This window comes from Candidatus Seongchinamella marina, assembly GCF_026262685.1.
GTDB classification, from domain to species: Bacteria; Pseudomonadota; Gammaproteobacteria; order Pseudomonadales; family Halieaceae; genus Halioglobus; species Halioglobus marinus.
In genome coordinates this window covers 1-16,746 of sequence record NZ_SHNP01000009.1, presented here as the reverse complement: position 1 = coordinate 16,746, position 16,746 = coordinate 1, and the positions used below count along the sequence as shown (strand labels likewise).

Here is a 16,746-nt window from a genome sequence, read left to right as displayed (position 1 = left end):
GAATTCATAATTCCCCACCATCTCGATCAGCGTGTCTGCCCATTTCTTGGGGGTAGGTCCTCGCCGATTGGCGCAATGACTCAAAGGAAAGCCACAGGCCACAAGGAAGCAGAGCAACAGCAGCCAACTGCGCAGCTTCAATACTGCCCTCATAAACACTCCGCTTTTTATACCTCAGGCGCACATTCTGGTATTTCTGTAGCGACAGTGACTGAAAATTGATTGCTTTGTTGATCTGGACCGGATAGAAACTTCCCTGTTTTCGCTCTCGGTCGAACTTAATGCCTGGGTTACACTGCTGATCCCCCATGGTTGGAGCTCCAAGTGCGTCTTTTGAGTATCAGATCCCCTTTGTTGTGGCTCGCACTGAGTCTGGTACTGAGTGCGTGTGGCTCAAACCCCTATTCGCTGCCAAAAATTGAGACTGGCGAGCCTGAGACGACTGAAACGGTGCCCAGCCAGCCCCCTGTTGTAGAACCTGCAAAGCCTCCTCGAACTGATGCCACTAGTGCTCACAGCGGATTGATTTCCAAGGCAGACGCTGCGCGGGATCGTGGCGACTACGATCAGTCTCTGGCTTACCTTGAACGAGCCCAGCGGATTGACCCTGACAATGCAGATATCTATCTGGGATTGGCTCAAACGCACGCCGCAGCTGGTAATATGAACCAGGCGAACGCCACCGCTGAGCGTGGGCTGCTTTACTGCTATGGGAGTCGGCAATGCGATGCTTTGAGGGCCTACACGCGTTAGCTGTTCTCGCAGCTCACTTCAAAGCCATCAGCGTCAGGCTCGAAACGCAGATGCTGATTAATGCAGTTAGGTACGTCACCGACAGAGTGGCTCACGAAAATTACCTGGCTGTCACAGTTACTTGCGATGTGGTCGATGGCGCGCAGCATCAGGCGACGATGATGGCCATCCAGCCCCAGGGTTGGCTCGTCCAATAGCAGAATGGTCGGTGACTTGACCATGGCCCGCGCCAACAAGACCATGCGTTGCACGCCGAAGGATAGCGCGTCGAAGCTTTCCCGTTCGATATGCTCCAGGCCCAGTGCTGCGAGCCATTGCTGTGACACTGATTTTTGTTCGTCGCCCCAGGTGTCATAAAGACCTATGCTGTCAAAGAACCCGGACAGCACCACTTCCAGTGCTTTCATGCCCCGGGCAAAGTTGAGGTGTAGCTGGTTGTCGAGCTGGCCGTACTTCTGTTTGATATCCCATATGCTTTCTCCCGAGCCGCGTCGAATACCGAACAGGGTAATGTCCTGGCCGTAAGCCTTGTGATTGTCACCAGTGATGAGGCTGAGCAGGGTGCTTTTGCCGCAGCCATTGGGGCCGGAGATATAGCAGTGTTGCCCTTGATCGAATTGCCAATGCACGTTTTTCAATACCTGTAGTCCGTCGTAGATGACATCGACGTCCTTCAGGTCGAGTAGTGGGCAGTTGTCGGGTACGGCGTAGTTTCGCGGCGCAGGTGGTGGAAGTTTGCCAAGTAATGGAAGCGGCGGATGCAGCAGCGTCCTGACATCTGCTTGTGCCAGTACATCCTTGCGTTCACCTGATGCAATCACTGCGCCATTGTCCAATACCAGCAAGTGAGAAATTCCCGCGGGTAAGTCTTCCTCCTGCCGACATAGCATCAGCACAGCTTGATCGGAGCGAAGTAGCTCGTCGATGATACCGCTCAGTTCGCGTTGGGAGCTGCTGTCCAGGCCATCTAACGGTGAGTCGAGTATCAGTAGCGCGGGATCGCTCAGTATTGCCTTGATCAACAGGGTCTTGCGCATTTCCCCGGTAGAGATAAAGCGTAACCCCCGATCCAGAGCATATCCTATGCCCAGCCTCGTCACCCAGTAATGGAAACGCTCATCTGCTGCTTGTCTGTTTAGAATCGTATCGCGCACCAGGGTACCGGGATCGTTGGCATCGGCTCGAGTTTCTGAGTCGTCCAGCTTTTTATCTCGCTCGCACAGTGCACGCGCTTGTTCAAAGCAGACATAGGCCACTCCGCTGGAGTCGATTTCAGGTGAGCCTTGATACTCGCCGCTGTAGTGATTGGCCTGACCGCAGATTATGTTCGCCAGGCTGGTTTTGCCCGCACCATTGGGTCCCAGGCAAGCCCATTGCTCTCCCGTTTGTACCTGCCAACTGATGTGTTTGAGTGCGGGCAGCGCGCGGTAGACCAACTGCACATCGCGTAGGCTAAATAGTGGCGAATATTTCATAACAAAGCCGTTCCGGTGTTGCTTGTAACTGGCACAATGGGCTGGCTTAATCCCCTAAATCATTATGGATGTGTACTGTTGTCGGTTTCCCTGTTACAGCTGATTGAAACGCGCCTGCCGGCGTACTCCCCGAAAAAGCCTTTACTGCGGCCGCTAATGAAACGTTCGGCGGTCGCTATGGTGTTGCAAGTTCGCCAAGGCGAGCTGAACATTCTAATGATCAAGAGGGCAGAAAGGGAAGGTGATCCCTGGTCTGGCCATATGGCGTTTCCCGGTGGTCGCATGGATAAAACGGATGCCAACGGTTATTCGGTGGCGGTGCGAGAGACTGAAGAAGAGGTCGGTCTGACCCTGGGGCCTCAGGATCGCTGCCTCGGGCGACTTAGCGATCTTAATGCCCGTCCTCGCAAACACACGCTGGGGATGGCGGTCAGCCCCTTTATTTTTCATCTCGAGCGGGAGGTTGAGTTTACGCCCAATTATGAAGTCGCCGAGGTGGTATGGGTGCCCCTGGAGTTCCTCCTGGATTCCGGCAACCGCGAAAAAATGACTTGGGATTACAAAGGCGTGAAAATCCCTCTCCCTTGCTATCAATATGAGCAGCGCTGTATTTGGGGACTGTCGCTGATGATGCTGGATGAATTAATGGATCTGGTTGAAGGCGGCGATAATCCGTTGCGTCCGCGTTGGAGGCGAGCGTAGTGTATTGCAGTGCTGCGGCGGGTTTAGTGAAGTATTAGGCTAGGGTCCGGCGAGCTACCCCTCTTTTTAGCACGGTACATGGCTTTGTCGGCTTTCTCTTCAAGCTCCGCTCGACTTAACCCGTCCCCGGGGTATAGAGCGAACCCGCAGCTGACTTTGAGTGCCATCACCTCATTGCGGGCTTTGATCGGTTTTTCCACCGCAGCGACCAGTTTGGCAGCGATTTCTGGCAAGTCGTCGGACGAACGCATGTTCTCCATCAGCACGACAAATTCGTCACCGCCCAGCCGCGCAATGAGGTCTATGTCTCTGACCTGATGGCGCAAACGCTCTCCCAGCATTTTCAGTAATGCGTCTCCCATACCGTGGCCGTGGGTATCATTTACTTGTTTGAAATCATCCAGGTCGAACATGATTAGGCCGATGGTCTTGCCGGTGATTTCCGCTCTTTCCAATAGGTGCGCCATGCGTTGCTCATAGAAGCGACGGTTGTAAAGTCCGGTGAGGTCATCATGGTTGGAGAGGAATTCAAGCTCGCTGTTGGCACCTTGTAAGGCTTCTCGCAGATGTTTGTTCATTTCTGCGTACACCGTAATGATGCTGATGACAGAGAGTCCCATTGCGCCGTATGAAAGGGTGATGGCCATGTTGTAGTTTTGCGGCGAGATGATCTGGGTGAACTGCACGCCCAGGCGCTCCAGTCCGAGTATGACTGACCAAATGATGAGCACCAGGGCGGTCCAGAACAAGCCGGCGCCAGTGCCGCCAACAATGGAAGCCATAACCGGCGCCAGGATTAACAGGGCAAAAGTAGGAGAACGAGTGCCGCCAAAGTAGGCGCAGGCAATGGCAAACGCGCCGGTATAAACCAGCAGTAACAGGTGCAGCGCCGCAATGCGATTGTTCAGGTACCTTAGTATCAGTACGCTGACCAGCACGCTGAGGCCGATAATGGCCAGCAATGTGGTCGCAGCGAAGCGTCCTTGCGGTGATATGTCGATAACGATAGGTATTACAACGGGGACACCGATGACGGTTGTCAGGCAGAAGAAGCTTGTAATCGCAAGTATGCGTTGGCGATAGTGCTCTTCGTCCAATGGCCGCAGGGGATCGCGACCGGTACACAGCGCTATCCACCAGTCTCTAATGCGGGTTAGCTGTTGCAGCACGTTTGTCATAGGATCGTTGTAGTTATTCGTGCATTTACCCTGTTATACATCAAGGCTGCTGGCAGAGCCCTGTTTAATCCGGACATTCCCTTAGTGTTTGAGGGTTTTTTTACTCCATGTCCCCACGCATGAAGGCGCGGGTATCAAGCATTAGGTCGCGTAGGGCGGGATCCTCGCGGCTCGCCTCCAGCAGCGCCGGTGCCTCTACTTTTCCTGCGACAAAGGCAGCGACCAGATCCAGCAACACTGGAGACATTTTAGGATCATGCGCCCAGCGGGGCGAATCTACCAGTGCACCTGTGACATGCTGGTTGCTCAGTTTGAGCCAATATCCGCCGCAACTGGACAGCTGATAATCGCCTACTCTGCCAAAACTGATGTTTGGGGTGCTGGGGTTGAAGCCGCCCGGTGCAAGCTGGTCGATACGTTGCAGCGCCATGACCCAGCTCGAGCCGGTGGGGAACAGCTTGGCTTCAGGCCGGCAGTTATCTTCACGTTTGAGCCAGATACGCACCTGCTCAGTAGGACTTGCTCCCCGCATTGTTTTGGCAATGTCCAGATCAATGGAGTTGCCCTTGCCAGCAATGACGGTACCGGAAACCACCAGATCGGTTGCGGCTTGAACATCGGCGAAAGAACCCTGCCACAGGCACTCGCACTCGGCGAAGCCAGCCTTGGTAAAAACCAGTAGGGGCAAGCAGTATAGAATGCGACGCAGCATCGGGTTACTGCAGTGCTTTTGCCGCATCAATGGCAAAGTAGGTGAGGATGCCGTCGCAGCCTGCTCGCTTGAAAGCCAGTAGCGATTCGAGCATCACCGCATCTGGCTCAAGCCAGCCGTTTGCGAAGGCAGCCTGGTGCATGGCGTACTCGCCGCTGACCTGATAGGCAAACGTTGGTGCTTTAAGTTCGTCCTTCACGCGGCGAACGATATCGAGGTAAGGCATCCCTGGTTTAACCATGATCATGTCGGCACCCTCCGCCAGATCCAAGGCACACTCGTGCAGGGCCTCGTCAGAGTTGGCGGGATCCATCTGGTAACTGTATTTGTTACCACCTTTGATATTATCGGCGTTGCCTACTGCATCACGAAAGGGGCCGTAATAGCTGGAAGCGTATTTTGCCGCGTAAGACATAATGAGCGTATTGGCAAAAGAAGCGCCTTCTAACGCCTGACGAATTCCGCCAATGCGGCCATCCATCATATCCGAGGGAGCGACGACGTCGGCCCCCGCTGTGGCGTGAGACAAGGCCTGTTTTACCAGTACTTCGGTGGTGACGTCGTTAAGTACATAGCCACTGTCATCAATGATGCCGTCCTGGCCGTGGGTGGTAAAAGGGTCCAGCGCAACATCTGTGATAACACCCAGCTCTGGGACAGCGTCCTTGATTGACTTCACGGCTCGCTGCACGAGTCCCTCAGCATTGTGGGCCTCCTCCGCCATCAAGCTCTTGTTGCTAGCACCAACCACCGGGAACAGGGCGATGGCGGGAATACCTAGTGATGCGATATCCCTGGCCTGGCGCACCAACAGGTCGATGCTCAAACGCTCGATACCCGGCATTGAGGGAATAGCTTCGCGTTGGCCCTCACCGTCCAGTACGAAAACCGGGAAAATCAAATCCGCTGGCGTTAGCAGACTCTCGCTAACAAGGCGGCGGGAAAACTCGTTGGCCCGCAATCGACGCATACGGGTGGCGGGAAAGGGGCCTCGCTGTGAACTGAAAGTCATGAGCTGTCCTCGATTAAAGAGCGGCAAATGCCGAGCGGGCCGCGTCGACCGTCGCTTCTATATCCGCGTCCGTGTGCGCGCTGGATAAAAAGCCTGCTTCATAGGAAGCAGGTGCCAGGTAAATACCTGCCTGTAGCATCATGTGGAAGAAACGGTTGAAGCGCTCAGTATCGCAGGCCATCACCTGGGCGTAGTTTTCAATTTTACTGGATTCGGTGAAAAACCCGCCAAACATAGTTCCCGCAGAGTTGGTCGTAAATGCCACGCCGTTTTCATTGGCCGCTTCGCGCAGCCCCGCACACAGCTGTTCAGTGCGCTTGAATACCGGCTCGTAAAAACCCTCCGCTGAGATAACCTCCAGTGTCGCAAGCCCCGCTGCCATAGCAATGGGATTACCCGCCAAGGTGCCTGCCTGGTATACCGGGCCGAGGGGGGCAATTTGCTCCATAATTTCCCGCTTGCCACCAAAGGCACCTACCGGCATGCCACCACCGATGACTTTACCCAAAGCTGTGAGGTCTGCCTCAATGCCATAGAAACCTTGCGCGCCCTGCAAGCCGAAACGAAACCCGGTCATCACTTCGTCCAGAATTAGCACGGCGCCGCTGTTATCACAGACTTCGCGGAGCGTTTCCAGAAAGCCGGGTGACGGCGGTATGCAGCTCATATTTCCTGCCACTGGCTCTACAATGACACAGGCAATCTTATCGGCGTGCTCTGCGAAAGCTGCTCGTACACCTTCGGGATCGTTGAAGGTCAATGTCATGGTGTGATCAGCGAGAGCGGCCGGTACTCCGGGTGAGCTGGGGACGCCAAGGGTCAGGGCGCCTGAACCCGCCTTCACCAGAAGCGAGTCTGAATGACCGTGATAACAGCCCTCAAATTTTACAATCGTATCACGGCCGGTATAGCCCCTGGCTAGTCGAATGGCACTCATGGTGGCCTCGGTGCCCGAGTTGACCATTCTCACCATGTCCATGTTCGGCATGATGTTGCAGATTCGATCTGCCAGCTGAGTTTCAAGCTCGGTTGGTGCTCCGAAGCTGAGGCCTTTTTCACTTTGGCGCACCACGGCCTCGCGAACTGCGGGGTGGTTATGACCCATCAACATGGGGCCCCAGGACAATACGTAATCGATATAGCGTTTGCCTTCGCTGTCGAAAATGCGGGCGCCTTCGCTGCGCTCTATAAATACAGGGGTTCCACCGACGGCCTTGAACGCCCGCACTGGAGAGTTAACGCCCCCGGGAATGTGCTTGCTGGCGCGTTCAAATAATTGTTGCGAAGTGCTCATAGGTTTTCATGCTCTGGCTGGTAATGCTTGCCCTTTTAAAGGCCGGGGCAGGATTATCGGGCCTTGGCGAGAGAATATCCAGCGGCCTTAGAATGGCTTGAACACTGCAAGCAACACCATGCCAAACAAAAACAGGACAGGGACCTCATTGAAGAAACGGTAAAATACGTGACCGTGGTCATCGCGGCTATCCAGCATAGCTTTCACGTAGCGGCCACACTGGAAGTGATAGACCACCAGAAAAGCCATGCCAGCGAGCTTCAGCCAAAGCCATTTTGCTTGCAACAATGCAGGATTAAGAATGAGTAAGCCAATACCCAGCGCTGCGAGAATAAACATAAAGGGGGTGATAAAGCGGTACAGCCGATGTGCCATTTGAGCCAGCGTGGCTTTGGTTTCGGGGTTTTCTGCCGCCGCATAATTGACAAATATTCTCGGCAGGTAAAACAGTCCCGCAAACCAGCAGACCATGAAGATTATGTGCAGGGCTTTTAGCCAGAGCCAGAGCATAAATTGTGTTCCTTGTTATAACTGTGCGAGGGTGAACTTCTCAATACTTTCACGAGTAATCACCCCGTGCAAAATCGGTTGGCTGGTCGAGCGGCTGCGCTCATAAACGCAAACTGTTTCTGCGGTGTCTTTGCCAATACCGTCCATGGCCTGCCTCAGACTGGCCTGCATTGGTACCGATGTTTGAGTCCAGCGTCGGATGTCTGCTTCTGTAACGTCAACTTCTTCCACCTCGCGGTGCTGCGCCAACCAAGCGAGTAATTCAGTGCCCTTGACGAGATAAAGGTCTATTCCATCTCGGCCGACTAAACACCAGGTGGGGTTGAACTCAAGCAGAGGTTCCCTGTCTTCCTGTGTCAGTACCGCAGGGACTCGCACCGCTCGGGTATCCATGATTGAGCCGACATGAGTGCGGTGTAGCAGTTGGTTCAGGGGATCATTTGGAGCTGCGCGCTGCATCTGTCGAAGAATAGTCTGATGCAGGGAGCGCTGGCGAAAAAGTCCAGTGTGAGTCAGCGTAGCAGCTACTATCGCCAGCATTGCCGGCATGGCGATGCTCATGGAGTGCGTCAGTTCAAGCACAGCAAGTATGGCAGCCAGCGGTGCGTTCATGATGGCGCCCATTGCAGAACCCATACCAATAAGAATGTAAAGGGTTGGGTCTGAGGCGAGGCCGGGCATGAATTGATTGCCGATCATGCCCATCGCTCCGCCCAGACAGGCGCCAATTAACAGATTGGGACCGATAATGCCTACCGGCATGCCTGCTCCCACGGTAATTGAAGTGGCGATTATTTTTGCCCCAGCGATAACGACCAGGGCCAAAAGGGCGACTTCTCCGTTGAGCGCCAGACGCAGAGTGTCATAACCTATGCCCATGATTTCTGGCACAAATAAGGCTAGCGCGCCGGTGATAACGCCGGCAGCGGTAAAGCGAAAAATGACAGCGTGATGGGACAATCGCGCCGTGTGCTTGCTGATCTGCACGAAAGCCACCACGGCCAGTCCGCAGGAGAAGCCTAACAAAACGATATACGGAATTTCCCACAAAGACGTCAGCTGCAGACTGGGAATGTTAAATACAGCGCCTCCTGTGGCAAAGGTGCGGCTGACCGCCGAGGCCGAGACCGCGGCCAGCATTACGGGGATGAAACCGACCACCGTGTACTCGGCGATAATCACCTCCATCGCAAAAATCACACCCGCCAGGGGGGTGTTAAAAGCAGCGGCAATGCCGCCAGCGGTGCCGCAGGCAATCAGCACGCGAAGGCTGTTATTGGGCAGGCCAAGGCGCTGGCCCAGCAGGCTGTTGATCGCGCCCCCCAAATGAACGCCGGGGCCCTCGCGGCCCCCGGACTGACCTGAAGCGAGGGCAAAAGCGCCCCCAAAAAACTGAATAATGGCATTGCGGGCGGGGAGCGCGCCGTAATGAGAGTGCATTCGACTCAACACGTGAACAATGCCGACTTCCCGATCTTCGTTCCTCAACATTTGATAGCAGACCCCCAGTAGCAGGGCCCCGATCGCCGGCAGAAGGAAGCGAAACAGGGGTGGCAAGGACTCGAAATCTTCACCGCTACTGCCCACGCCCCAAAGCGCAGCTAGATAGGCGATGCTCTCTTCAAAGCCAAGAATGACCAGGCCGGAAGCGACGCCGCCGATAACGCCCAGTAGTGAGTAGGCCAATACGGAGTCGTAGTTGGTCAGAAGTCGTCTGTAGTTGCTGATCAGTTTCCGCACGAACTTTAGGGTTCCGCTCAAAAAGCCAATATTACCAGTTATTTGGGCCAGCATTACTTTTATACTATTGGGTTCACCGCCCGCGAGGTATGCGGGTGAATAGGAAGGCGGGTAAAACTATGATCAAGGTTGGTATTGTAGGGGGCACCGGGTACACGGGTGTAGAGTTATTGAGGTTGTTAGCGCTGCATGAGGAGGCTCAGGTGGTAGCTATCACGTCCAGGGCCGAAAGCGGGCGAAGGGTAGATGACCTTTATCCCAATTTACGCGGGCACTACTCAATTGCCTTTAGCGAACCTGATGCGGCCCAACTTGCCGCCTGCGATATCGTCTTCTTCGCTACGCCGCACAACGTCGCCATGAACCTGGTGCCTGAATTGCTGCAGTCAGGTGCAAGGATAGTGGATTTATCAGCAGACTATCGAATCAAGGATGCGCAGTTGTGGTCCCATTGGTACGGTGAGACCCATGCCAGCCCGGAAATCCTGGCCCAGGCTGTTTATGGTTTGCCGGAAGTTAATCGCGAGCAAATTGCCGGCGCTAACCTGGTCGCGTGTCCCGGTTGCTATCCCACCTCGGTGCAGTTGGGCTTGATTCCGCTGCTCGCAAATAGCTTGGTAGATAGCCAGCATCTGATCGCCAGCAGCGCATCCGGTGTCAGTGGTGCCGGGCGCCAGGCCAAGGTGGACAATCTGTTATCTGAGGTCTCTGATAGCTTTAAAGCCTATGCGGTAGCGGGGCATAGACACTTACCTGAAATTGAGCAGGGGCTCGGTGCTATAGCCGGTAGCCCCGTGCAGCTCACTTTTGTGCCGCACCTGTTACCGATGATTCGGGGAATCCATTCCACCTTGTTTGCTCGCCTGTTGGATACCGGCGTTGATCTGCAGGCGCTTTACGAAGAGTGGTATGCGGATGAGCCCTTTGTGGATATTCTCCCGGCGGGCACGTGCCCCCAGACCCGCACCGTTAAAGGCGCCAACCGTTGCCAAATCGCCCTGCAGGTTCCTCAGGACCGCGACACTGTTGTGGTCATGGCTGCTATCGATAACCTGGTTAAAGGAGCTTCGGGCCAGGCGGTCCAGAATATGAATATCATGTTGGGCTTGCCTGAGGATATGGGCCTCAAGCAGGTCGGCTTGCTGCCCTGATTACTGCTCATGCCAATTACTCGTAAGCGACACCTCAGTAGTCAGGAAATGCGCCGCCTCTGGCGGCAGCGGCTGCTGCTGGCGGTACTGATTTTATTAGGTTTTATGGTGGCTGCTTTCTACATCGGTGAGCGCGCAGCCTATAGTGGTATGGGCCTGAATCCGGAGCTTTATCGGGCTATGAAAACCCAGTTGCCCGAGTTACAGGCACAGCTCGTGGTTGCCGAGGCCCGACTGGAGGTCCAGAGCACCCAGAACCAGATGGGTCAACAGGCCCTGGAAATGGTGCGCAGGGACCTCGCCGATCAGAAAGAGCAAATAGCTTCGCTGGAAGAGGGGTTGCAGTTTTATCGCAGCCTGATGGCGCCGGGAGAAATTGCCCAGGGGTTGAGTTTGCGTCCGTTGGAGCTGGTTGCCCTGGACAACCCCGGCTACTATTCCTATCGAATTGTGGCGCAACAGGAAGCTCGCAAGCACTCCCAGCTAAAAGGCGAGTTATCTGCAGAGGTCATTGGCGTGCTTGCCGGCCAGCAGGTAAGCTATTCGCTCGCAGAACTCAGCTCCGACATCGAAGGCAGTGAAATTGCCCTTCGCTTTCGTTATTTTCAGTCCATAGACGGCGAGCTGAGTCTGCCAGAGGGTTTTGAGCCCAGAAGCGTCAGTCTGGTGGCTACAGCCACCGCGCCGCGTAAAATGGAAGTCAGGGAACAATACCCCTGGCAAGTTACGGAGAAATTTACCCATGTTGGGAAGTAGAAAATCAGGTTTTGGGCCCAGTGGAAACACTACATTAGTCGCCAGGGATACAACGATCGTAGGCGATATCCATTTCAGCGGCAGCCTCGATGTTGAAGGATTGGTGCAAGGAAATATTTATGCCGAAGAGGGCAAGGACGCACTGGTTCGCATTATCGACAAGGGCCTCGTCCAGGGCGAGATTCGTGCGCCTTCGGTGATCGTGAACGGCATGGTAGAGGGTGACGTATATTCCACTAAGCACCTAGAGCTCGCAGCCAAGGGACGGGTGCAGGGCAATGTGCACTACACCCTTTTGGAGATGGCCGCCGGCTCTGAAGTCAATGGCAGTCTGACTCACGTCACAGCAGCTACCGGTGGACGGGAGAAAGCGCCGGACCCATCGGTGGAGGTCACTGAGGCGAGTTCGGGCAAGAAATCCGGTCCAGGTAAACTTGCCTCGGCTAAAAGTTGACCAAATTAGTCGGATTTATGATAATAGTGGGTCTTAAAACTGTTGACGGCCATTTTGTTGGCCATGAGCAAAATCATGTCTGTAGCTGAATCTTTCAATCCATCCAGTATTAATCTTTCCGCCAGCGCTGTGCGCAAGGTGCAGGAACTGGTGTCGGAAGAGGAAAACAAGGCGCTGAAATTGCGCGTTTATATTACCGGCGGCGGCTGCTCCGGTTTTCAGTACGGCTTCAGTTTTGACGAGGACGTCGCTGAGGATGATACAGCCATTGAAGAAGGGGGTGTCACCTTGCTGGTGGATCCCATGAGCTTCCAGTATCTGGTGGGGTCCGAAGTTGACTACACCGAGGGCCTGGAGGGTTCTCGCTTCATCGTTAACAATCCCAATGCGACCACTACCTGCGGTTGCGGTGCTTCTTTCTCTATTTAGCGATTAACAGAGCTGATCTGGAGGTTGGGGAGCTGCTGACTTTTATTGGCGCACTGTTCTGCCGACTGAAACCAGTGACCCGATTGGTCCAGAAAGAGGTTTAAAGCTTCTCTTACACGTTCCCTGGATAAATAGCGCCAAGCACTCTCTCTGCGTTGGCCCCGGTAACCGCCGGCGCATTCCCCGGTAGATTCGATATTGTGCGCCACGACAGCCAGGCAAAAGTGGCGGCTTCTACCCAGTCCGAATCGATCCCCAGCTCATCGGTTTTTCCGACCGTCGTGCCCGGCAGCGCCGCACAGAGACATTTCATCAGTTGGCCATTATGAGCGCCGCCGCCGCAAACATAGATTTCGTCAACCTCTACATGAGTTTGCACGATGGCATCGGCAATTGTTTTAGCGCTGAATTCAGCCAGCGTGGCCTGCACGTTCTGTGGAGGGATGTCAGGTAATGCCGACAGCAAGTCGTAAAGCCAAGGCAGGTTAAAAGCCTCCTTGCCCGTACTGCGAGGCCCAGTCAGGGCCAGGTAGGGATGAGCCATTAGTTTCTCAAGCAGCGGGCCTTCTACTTCGCCGCTGGCGGCCCATTGGCCATCCTGGTCGTATGGTAGCTGTCGCTGTTGTCTAATCCAGTGATCCAGCAGGGTGTTCCCCGGGCCGGTATCAAAACCTGCCACCAGGCGATTACCCTTTAACAGGCTGACGTTGGCAATGCCCCCGATATTGATAATGGCGCGATTGCTGTGTTCTTGCGCAAAAGCGCCCTCGTGAAATGCCGGCGCCAATGGTGCACCTTCACCACCGGCTGCCATGTCTCTGCGGCGAAAATCAGCCACCGTGGTAATCCCGGTCATTTCGGCAATGGTGTTGGGGTCACCAATCTGCAAGGTGAAACTTTGCTGATGACTGTGACCGCCTGATGGTGGGCGATGTCGGATAGTTTGACCATGGCTGCCAATCGCAGTAATTTCTCCCGCCGTTTTTCCGGCGCTTTCAAGCAAATCCAGGCTGGCCTGGGCAAAAAGACTGCCTAGCTTCCTGTCCAGCACACCCAATTGCTCTATTTCTTCCGGGCCGCTGTGGCTCAGGCTCGCGACTTGCTCGCGAACGGCAGGGGGAATATCAAGTTGCAGGGTTTGTAGAAGCTTTACCCGGGTGTCTTTGATCTCAACGAGAGCGCAATCTATGCCGTCTACGCTGGTGCCTGACATGAGGCCGATGAACAGTCCGTTAGACACTGCTAGCCTTTGTCTTCACTGGACTCAGTCATGGCCAATCGATTGTCGGTGTCTTGCTGCAGGGCCGCCAGCTGTTCGGATATTTCACTAATGGCCTGGCGAAAACGCGGCATCTCTGATGCAGCCAGAGATTTTGCCTTGGGCAACTTTTTGTGGATGGTGCGAGGATTGCGGTGGACTCCGTTCATCAGGAATTCATAGTGCAAGTGTGGGCCGGTAGCAGCACCTGTCGACCCTACGGTACCAATCACCTGGCTTTGTGAAACTCGAGCCCCCTGCTTGACCTTGCGCTTGTGCAGGTGCAGGTACTTGGTGACGAACTGTTCGCCGTGCTGGATGAAAACGTAGTTGCCGTTCGCTCTGTTGTAACCCGCTTTGATGACGCGGCCGTCTCCTGCGGCGTAGACCGGTGTCCCTGTGGATGCGGCATAGTCAGTTCCGCGATGTGGGCGTGCGGTCTTGTATATAGGGTGTATGCGACGAGGGTTGAAGTTGGAGCTGATACGAGTGAAATCCACGGGTGCCAGCAGGAACGCCTTGCGCATGCTCACGCCATCGGTGTTGAAATAGCCGGTTTTTCCGGCGCTGTCGGTATAACGATAAGCGGTGAATGTTTTGCCTTGATTCGCATAGGAGGCAGCTATAATTTCGCCATCGTCGAACTTGTTGCCGTCGAGGTAGAGCTCCTCAAACAGCAAGTGCATGGTGTCTCCCTTGCGCGGATCGCCTACGAAATCGATCACTCCGCCGAAGATATTAGCCATATCCATAATGGTGGTGTGAGACAAACCAGCTTCTTGTCCGGCAAGGAATAGGGAGGAGGTGATAATGCCAGTAGCATTGGATTGTCGTGTTACTGGGGTGCGTGTGATGACCTCGCTGCCGTAGCCATTTGCGCTGAGCGTGTAACTGATGGTTTCGAGCTCACTTTTCACATGGCGCACTGCCGCCAACTCTCCGGATTCATTGCCGAGAAAGGCGATGGTTTGTCCTGGATAGATGCGAGCCAGTCCACTGCCGTCCGGAGACTCCGTGACGACCCGGTGAACATCTTGGGTATCGAAACCGGCGCGTTTGAAAATTAGCGATAAATTGTCTCCGTTACGCACAACCTGTTCGTTCCAGGGTTGTGCTTTCGGGGCTTCAGGTTCCGGCGTAAGGAGGTTTGCTGGTTCAGCAGCTGCGCCGCCGTCAACAACGGGCACAAGCGGTGCGTCCTCTAGTGCTTGCTGAGGCTCCGGCTTGGCGTTTTCGCTGGTGTTGAGTCCAAAGAAAATCGCTATGCAGCCGATCATCGCTACACCCGCCTTTAGGTGCCTCCGCCTTAGTTTCAGCTGCAGCAGCCTAATGCTGGCTAGAGGTGATTGCTCTGCGCGAATCGCGGTGGCCCCCCGCTGTCTGTTCGCTGCTCCCATGTCCCGTCAGTGCTTCCTGTTATAAAGAAGCTCGAGTATATAAAATAATCAACAACATCTATAGGCAGAAGTACCAGAAGCTTGCATTTGGGAAGCGGTGTTGTATCGTTGGCGCCCCTTTTTTGACCAATCCCGTTGATTGTACGAGACCAGCACATGAGCAGCGCACTACTTGAAGATCTCCACGCTCGCGGACTGATATTCCAGATCGCCGGCGAAGACGACCTCCCGGCATGGTTAGACGGCGGGCCGCGTACGCTTTATTGCGGCTTTGATCCTACCGCCGACAGCCTTCATATCGGCTCCCTGGTGCCCTTGCTGATGTTGCGCCGGTTTCAACTGGCTGGCCACAAACCCCTGGCGCTTGTGGGTGGTGCAACTGGTCTGATTGGGGATCCTAGCTTCAAAACTCAGGAGCGTCAGCTCAATACGCCGGATATTGTGGCGAACTGGGTAGATAAGCTTAAGGCCCAGGTGGCCCGTTTTATCGATTTTGACGCCGGTTCGGTCGCGGCCGAAGTCGTCAATAATCTAGACTGGACGGAACACATGGACGTGCTGACCTTCCTTCGGGATATAGGCAAGCACTTCTCGATCAACGCCATGATTCAGAAGGAGTCGGTAAAGCAGCGTATCGAGCGCGAGGGCAGTGGCATCAGCTTTACTGAGTTTACTTACATGATTTTGCAGTCCTATGATTTTGCCGAACTGAACAAGCGTCATGATTGCACTTTACAACTGGGCGGATCAGACCAGTGGGGTAATATCACCGGCGGTATTGACCTTACCCGGCGCTTGAACGGTAACCAGGTTTTTGGCTTAACTATGCCATTGATCACCAAGTCAGACGGCACCAAATTCGGAAAAACAGAGGCGGGTACTATCTGGTTGGATGCGGCCAAGACCTCACCGTATGCTTTTTACCAGTTCTGGTTGGGCTGCTCGGATGCTGATGTCTATCGTTTCCTCAAGTACTTCACTTTTCTGGAGGTCTCTGAGATTAATGCGATTGAGCAAGCCGATGCCGCCAGAGAAGGCCGCCCGGAAGCGCAGGAGGTGCTTGCCCGTGAGGTCACTCGTCTGGTGCATGGAGAGGAGGGGCTGGCTGCTGCCGTGCGTATTACCGAGTCCCTGTTCAGTGGTTCCATAGAGGGACTCGCAGAGGGCGATCTGGCTCAATTGCGTCAAGACGGGCTGCCTGCCAGTCATGTTTCTAGGAGTCAGTTTCCAGAAACGCTGACGCAATTATTGACCGAGGTCGGGATGGCCGGTTCTGGCAAGCAAGTGAAGGATGCTCTTGGGCGCAGCGCGGTAACAATTAACAGTCGAGCGGTGGGCTGGGATGCCAATGCTAACGTCACTGGTTGCTTTGAGTTGTCTGAAGCTCTTTACGGTCGTTACTACCTCGTGAAGCTTGGCAAAAAGAAGTACCACCTTTTTGAGATCGACTGACTGCTTCTTTTGTTCCTTTCAGGGCTTCTTTTCACTTACAAAACGCATACCAATAATGGCAAAAATTGGCATTTGCTGATTAATTTTAAAAAGGGCTTGCGCCACCAATAGCTGCTGCGTATAGTTCGCCTCCCTTCGAAGAGGGCGGCGTTTAAAACGCTGTTTGGCTTCACTTATAAATTCTAGGGCTATCAACAGCTTAGGAAGAGAAAGTGAAAAACCTTCGAAGCCGAAACGGTTTCAAATATTTTAAATATTTAGTTGCCAATGCGAGGCTCGGCTGTATAATACGCCTCCGCGCTTGAGGGAGCCCCTCAGCGCAAAACCCAAAACCCCGGCGGTTTGGGTGTTGCTTAACAAAATAGACGAAGACAGATGTGTGGGCACTTGTTGGGATAGTTGATCACGACTATTCAGACACAACGAGTGACTCACAAATTCTTGTAATTTTTGATTTTCGAATTGTGTCTGAG

General features: G+C 54.3%; 17 protein-coding genes. 7 read left to right on the top strand and 10 right to left on the bottom strand.

The genetic code is table 11. The annotated features are described in order from the left end of the window. Nucleotides 1-4: 4 nt before the first annotated feature. The gene (locus EYC87_RS18360; RefSeq protein ID WP_279254182.1) at nt 5-310 is read right to left on the bottom strand and encodes a hypothetical protein; all 306 of its coding nucleotides are present in this window, start codon (nt 308-310) and stop codon (nt 5-7) included. Between the two features lie 23 nt (nt 311-333). On the opposite strand from EYC87_RS18360, the gene EYC87_RS18355 reads away from it, so the two are divergent. Further along, the gene (locus EYC87_RS18355) at nt 334-753 is read left to right on the top strand and encodes a tetratricopeptide repeat protein (RefSeq protein ID WP_279254181.1); all 420 of its coding nucleotides are present in this window, start codon (nt 334-336) and stop codon (nt 751-753) included. Here EYC87_RS18355 and EYC87_RS18350 read toward each other — a convergent pair. Continuing rightward, entirely contained in the window at nt 750-2,228 is a 1,479-nt protein-coding gene (locus EYC87_RS18350; protein WP_279254180.1) for an ATP-binding cassette domain-containing protein, read from the bottom strand. The genes EYC87_RS18355 and EYC87_RS18350 overlap by 4 nt on opposite strands. Nucleotides 2,229-2,384: 156 nt before the next feature. Between EYC87_RS18350 and EYC87_RS18345 the strand changes: the two genes are divergently transcribed. Then, the gene (locus tag EYC87_RS18345) at nt 2,385-2,930 is read left to right on the top strand and encodes an NUDIX hydrolase (protein WP_279254179.1); all 546 of its coding nucleotides are present in this window, start codon (nt 2,385-2,387) and stop codon (nt 2,928-2,930) included. Nucleotides 2,931-2,953: 23 nt separating this feature from the next. Here the strand turns inward: EYC87_RS18345 and EYC87_RS18340 are convergent, their stop codons facing one another. The 6 genes from EYC87_RS18340 to EYC87_RS18315 form a co-directional block, all read right to left on the bottom strand. After that, nucleotides 2,954-4,108: a diguanylate cyclase domain-containing protein gene (locus EYC87_RS18340; protein ID WP_279254178.1), complete on the bottom strand. Its 1,155-nt coding sequence runs from the start codon at nt 4,106-4,108 to the stop codon at nt 2,954-2,956. A gap of 100 nt (nt 4,109-4,208) precedes the next feature. Then, a complete protein-coding gene (locus EYC87_RS18335) occupies nt 4,209-4,820 on the bottom strand; it encodes a delta-aminolevulinic acid dehydratase (RefSeq protein WP_279254177.1) in 612 nt (203 codons plus the stop codon). Nucleotides 4,821-4,824: 4 nt separating this feature from the next. After that, complete coding sequence (gene hemB / locus EYC87_RS18330; protein ID WP_279254176.1) at nt 4,825-5,832, bottom strand: porphobilinogen synthase; 1,008 nt, start codon at nt 5,830-5,832, stop codon at nt 4,825-4,827. Nucleotides 5,833-5,845: 13 nt separating this feature from the next. Further along, on the bottom strand, nt 5,846-7,126 hold the full coding sequence (hemL, locus tag EYC87_RS18325; protein WP_279254175.1) for a glutamate-1-semialdehyde 2,1-aminomutase: 1,281 nt from the start codon (nt 7,124-7,126) through the stop codon (nt 5,846-5,848). Between the two features lie 87 nt (nt 7,127-7,213). Beyond that, nucleotides 7,214-7,636: a CopD family protein gene (locus EYC87_RS18320; protein ID WP_279254174.1), complete on the bottom strand. Its 423-nt coding sequence runs from the start codon at nt 7,634-7,636 to the stop codon at nt 7,214-7,216. Between the two features lie 15 nt (nt 7,637-7,651). Continuing rightward, complete coding sequence (locus EYC87_RS18315; protein ID WP_279254173.1) at nt 7,652-9,376, bottom strand: chloride channel protein; 1,725 nt, start codon at nt 9,374-9,376, stop codon at nt 7,652-7,654. 119 nt (nt 9,377-9,495) lie between these two features. Between EYC87_RS18315 and argC the strand changes: the two genes are divergently transcribed. From argC to erpA, 4 genes are all read left to right on the top strand, one after another. Continuing rightward, nucleotides 9,496-10,527 carry an N-acetyl-gamma-glutamyl-phosphate reductase gene (gene argC / locus EYC87_RS18310; protein WP_279254231.1) on the top strand — a complete coding sequence of 344 codons (1,032 nt, stop codon included), beginning with the start codon at nt 9,496-9,498 and terminating at the stop codon, nt 10,525-10,527. A 9-nt stretch (nt 10,528-10,536) separates the two neighbouring features. After that, entirely contained in the window at nt 10,537-11,283 is a 747-nt protein-coding gene (locus tag EYC87_RS18305) for a DUF6776 family protein (protein ID WP_279254172.1), read from the top strand. Next, nucleotides 11,270-11,737, top strand: a complete 468-nt coding sequence (locus EYC87_RS18300) for a bactofilin family protein (RefSeq protein ID WP_279254171.1) — start codon at nt 11,270-11,272, stop codon at nt 11,735-11,737. Before EYC87_RS18305 ends, EYC87_RS18300 begins: the two co-directional genes overlap by 14 nt. 75 nt (nt 11,738-11,812) lie before the next feature. Next, entirely contained in the window at nt 11,813-12,166 is a 354-nt protein-coding gene (gene erpA, locus EYC87_RS18295) for an iron-sulfur cluster insertion protein ErpA (RefSeq protein ID WP_040540648.1), read from the top strand. A gap of 112 nt (nt 12,167-12,278) precedes the next feature. Here the strand turns inward: erpA and EYC87_RS18290 are convergent, their stop codons facing one another. Together EYC87_RS18290 and EYC87_RS18285 are read right to left on the bottom strand one after the other, a co-directional pair. Continuing rightward, nucleotides 12,279-13,406: an anhydro-N-acetylmuramic acid kinase gene (locus EYC87_RS18290; protein ID WP_279254170.1), complete on the bottom strand. Its 1,128-nt coding sequence runs from the start codon at nt 13,404-13,406 to the stop codon at nt 12,279-12,281. A 2-nt stretch (nt 13,407-13,408) separates the two neighbouring features. After that, nucleotides 13,409-14,701 (bottom strand): peptidoglycan DD-metalloendopeptidase family protein, encoded by a 1,293-nt coding sequence (locus EYC87_RS18285; protein ID WP_279254169.1) that lies wholly within the window; start codon nt 14,699-14,701, stop codon nt 13,409-13,411. Between the two features lie 276 nt (nt 14,702-14,977). Here EYC87_RS18285 and tyrS point away from each other — a divergent pair, with 276 nt between their 5' ends. Further along, entirely contained in the window at nt 14,978-16,273 is a 1,296-nt protein-coding gene (gene tyrS / locus EYC87_RS18280; protein ID WP_279254168.1) for a tyrosine--tRNA ligase, read from the top strand. The last annotated feature ends 473 nt before the right edge of the window (nt 16,274-16,746 follow it).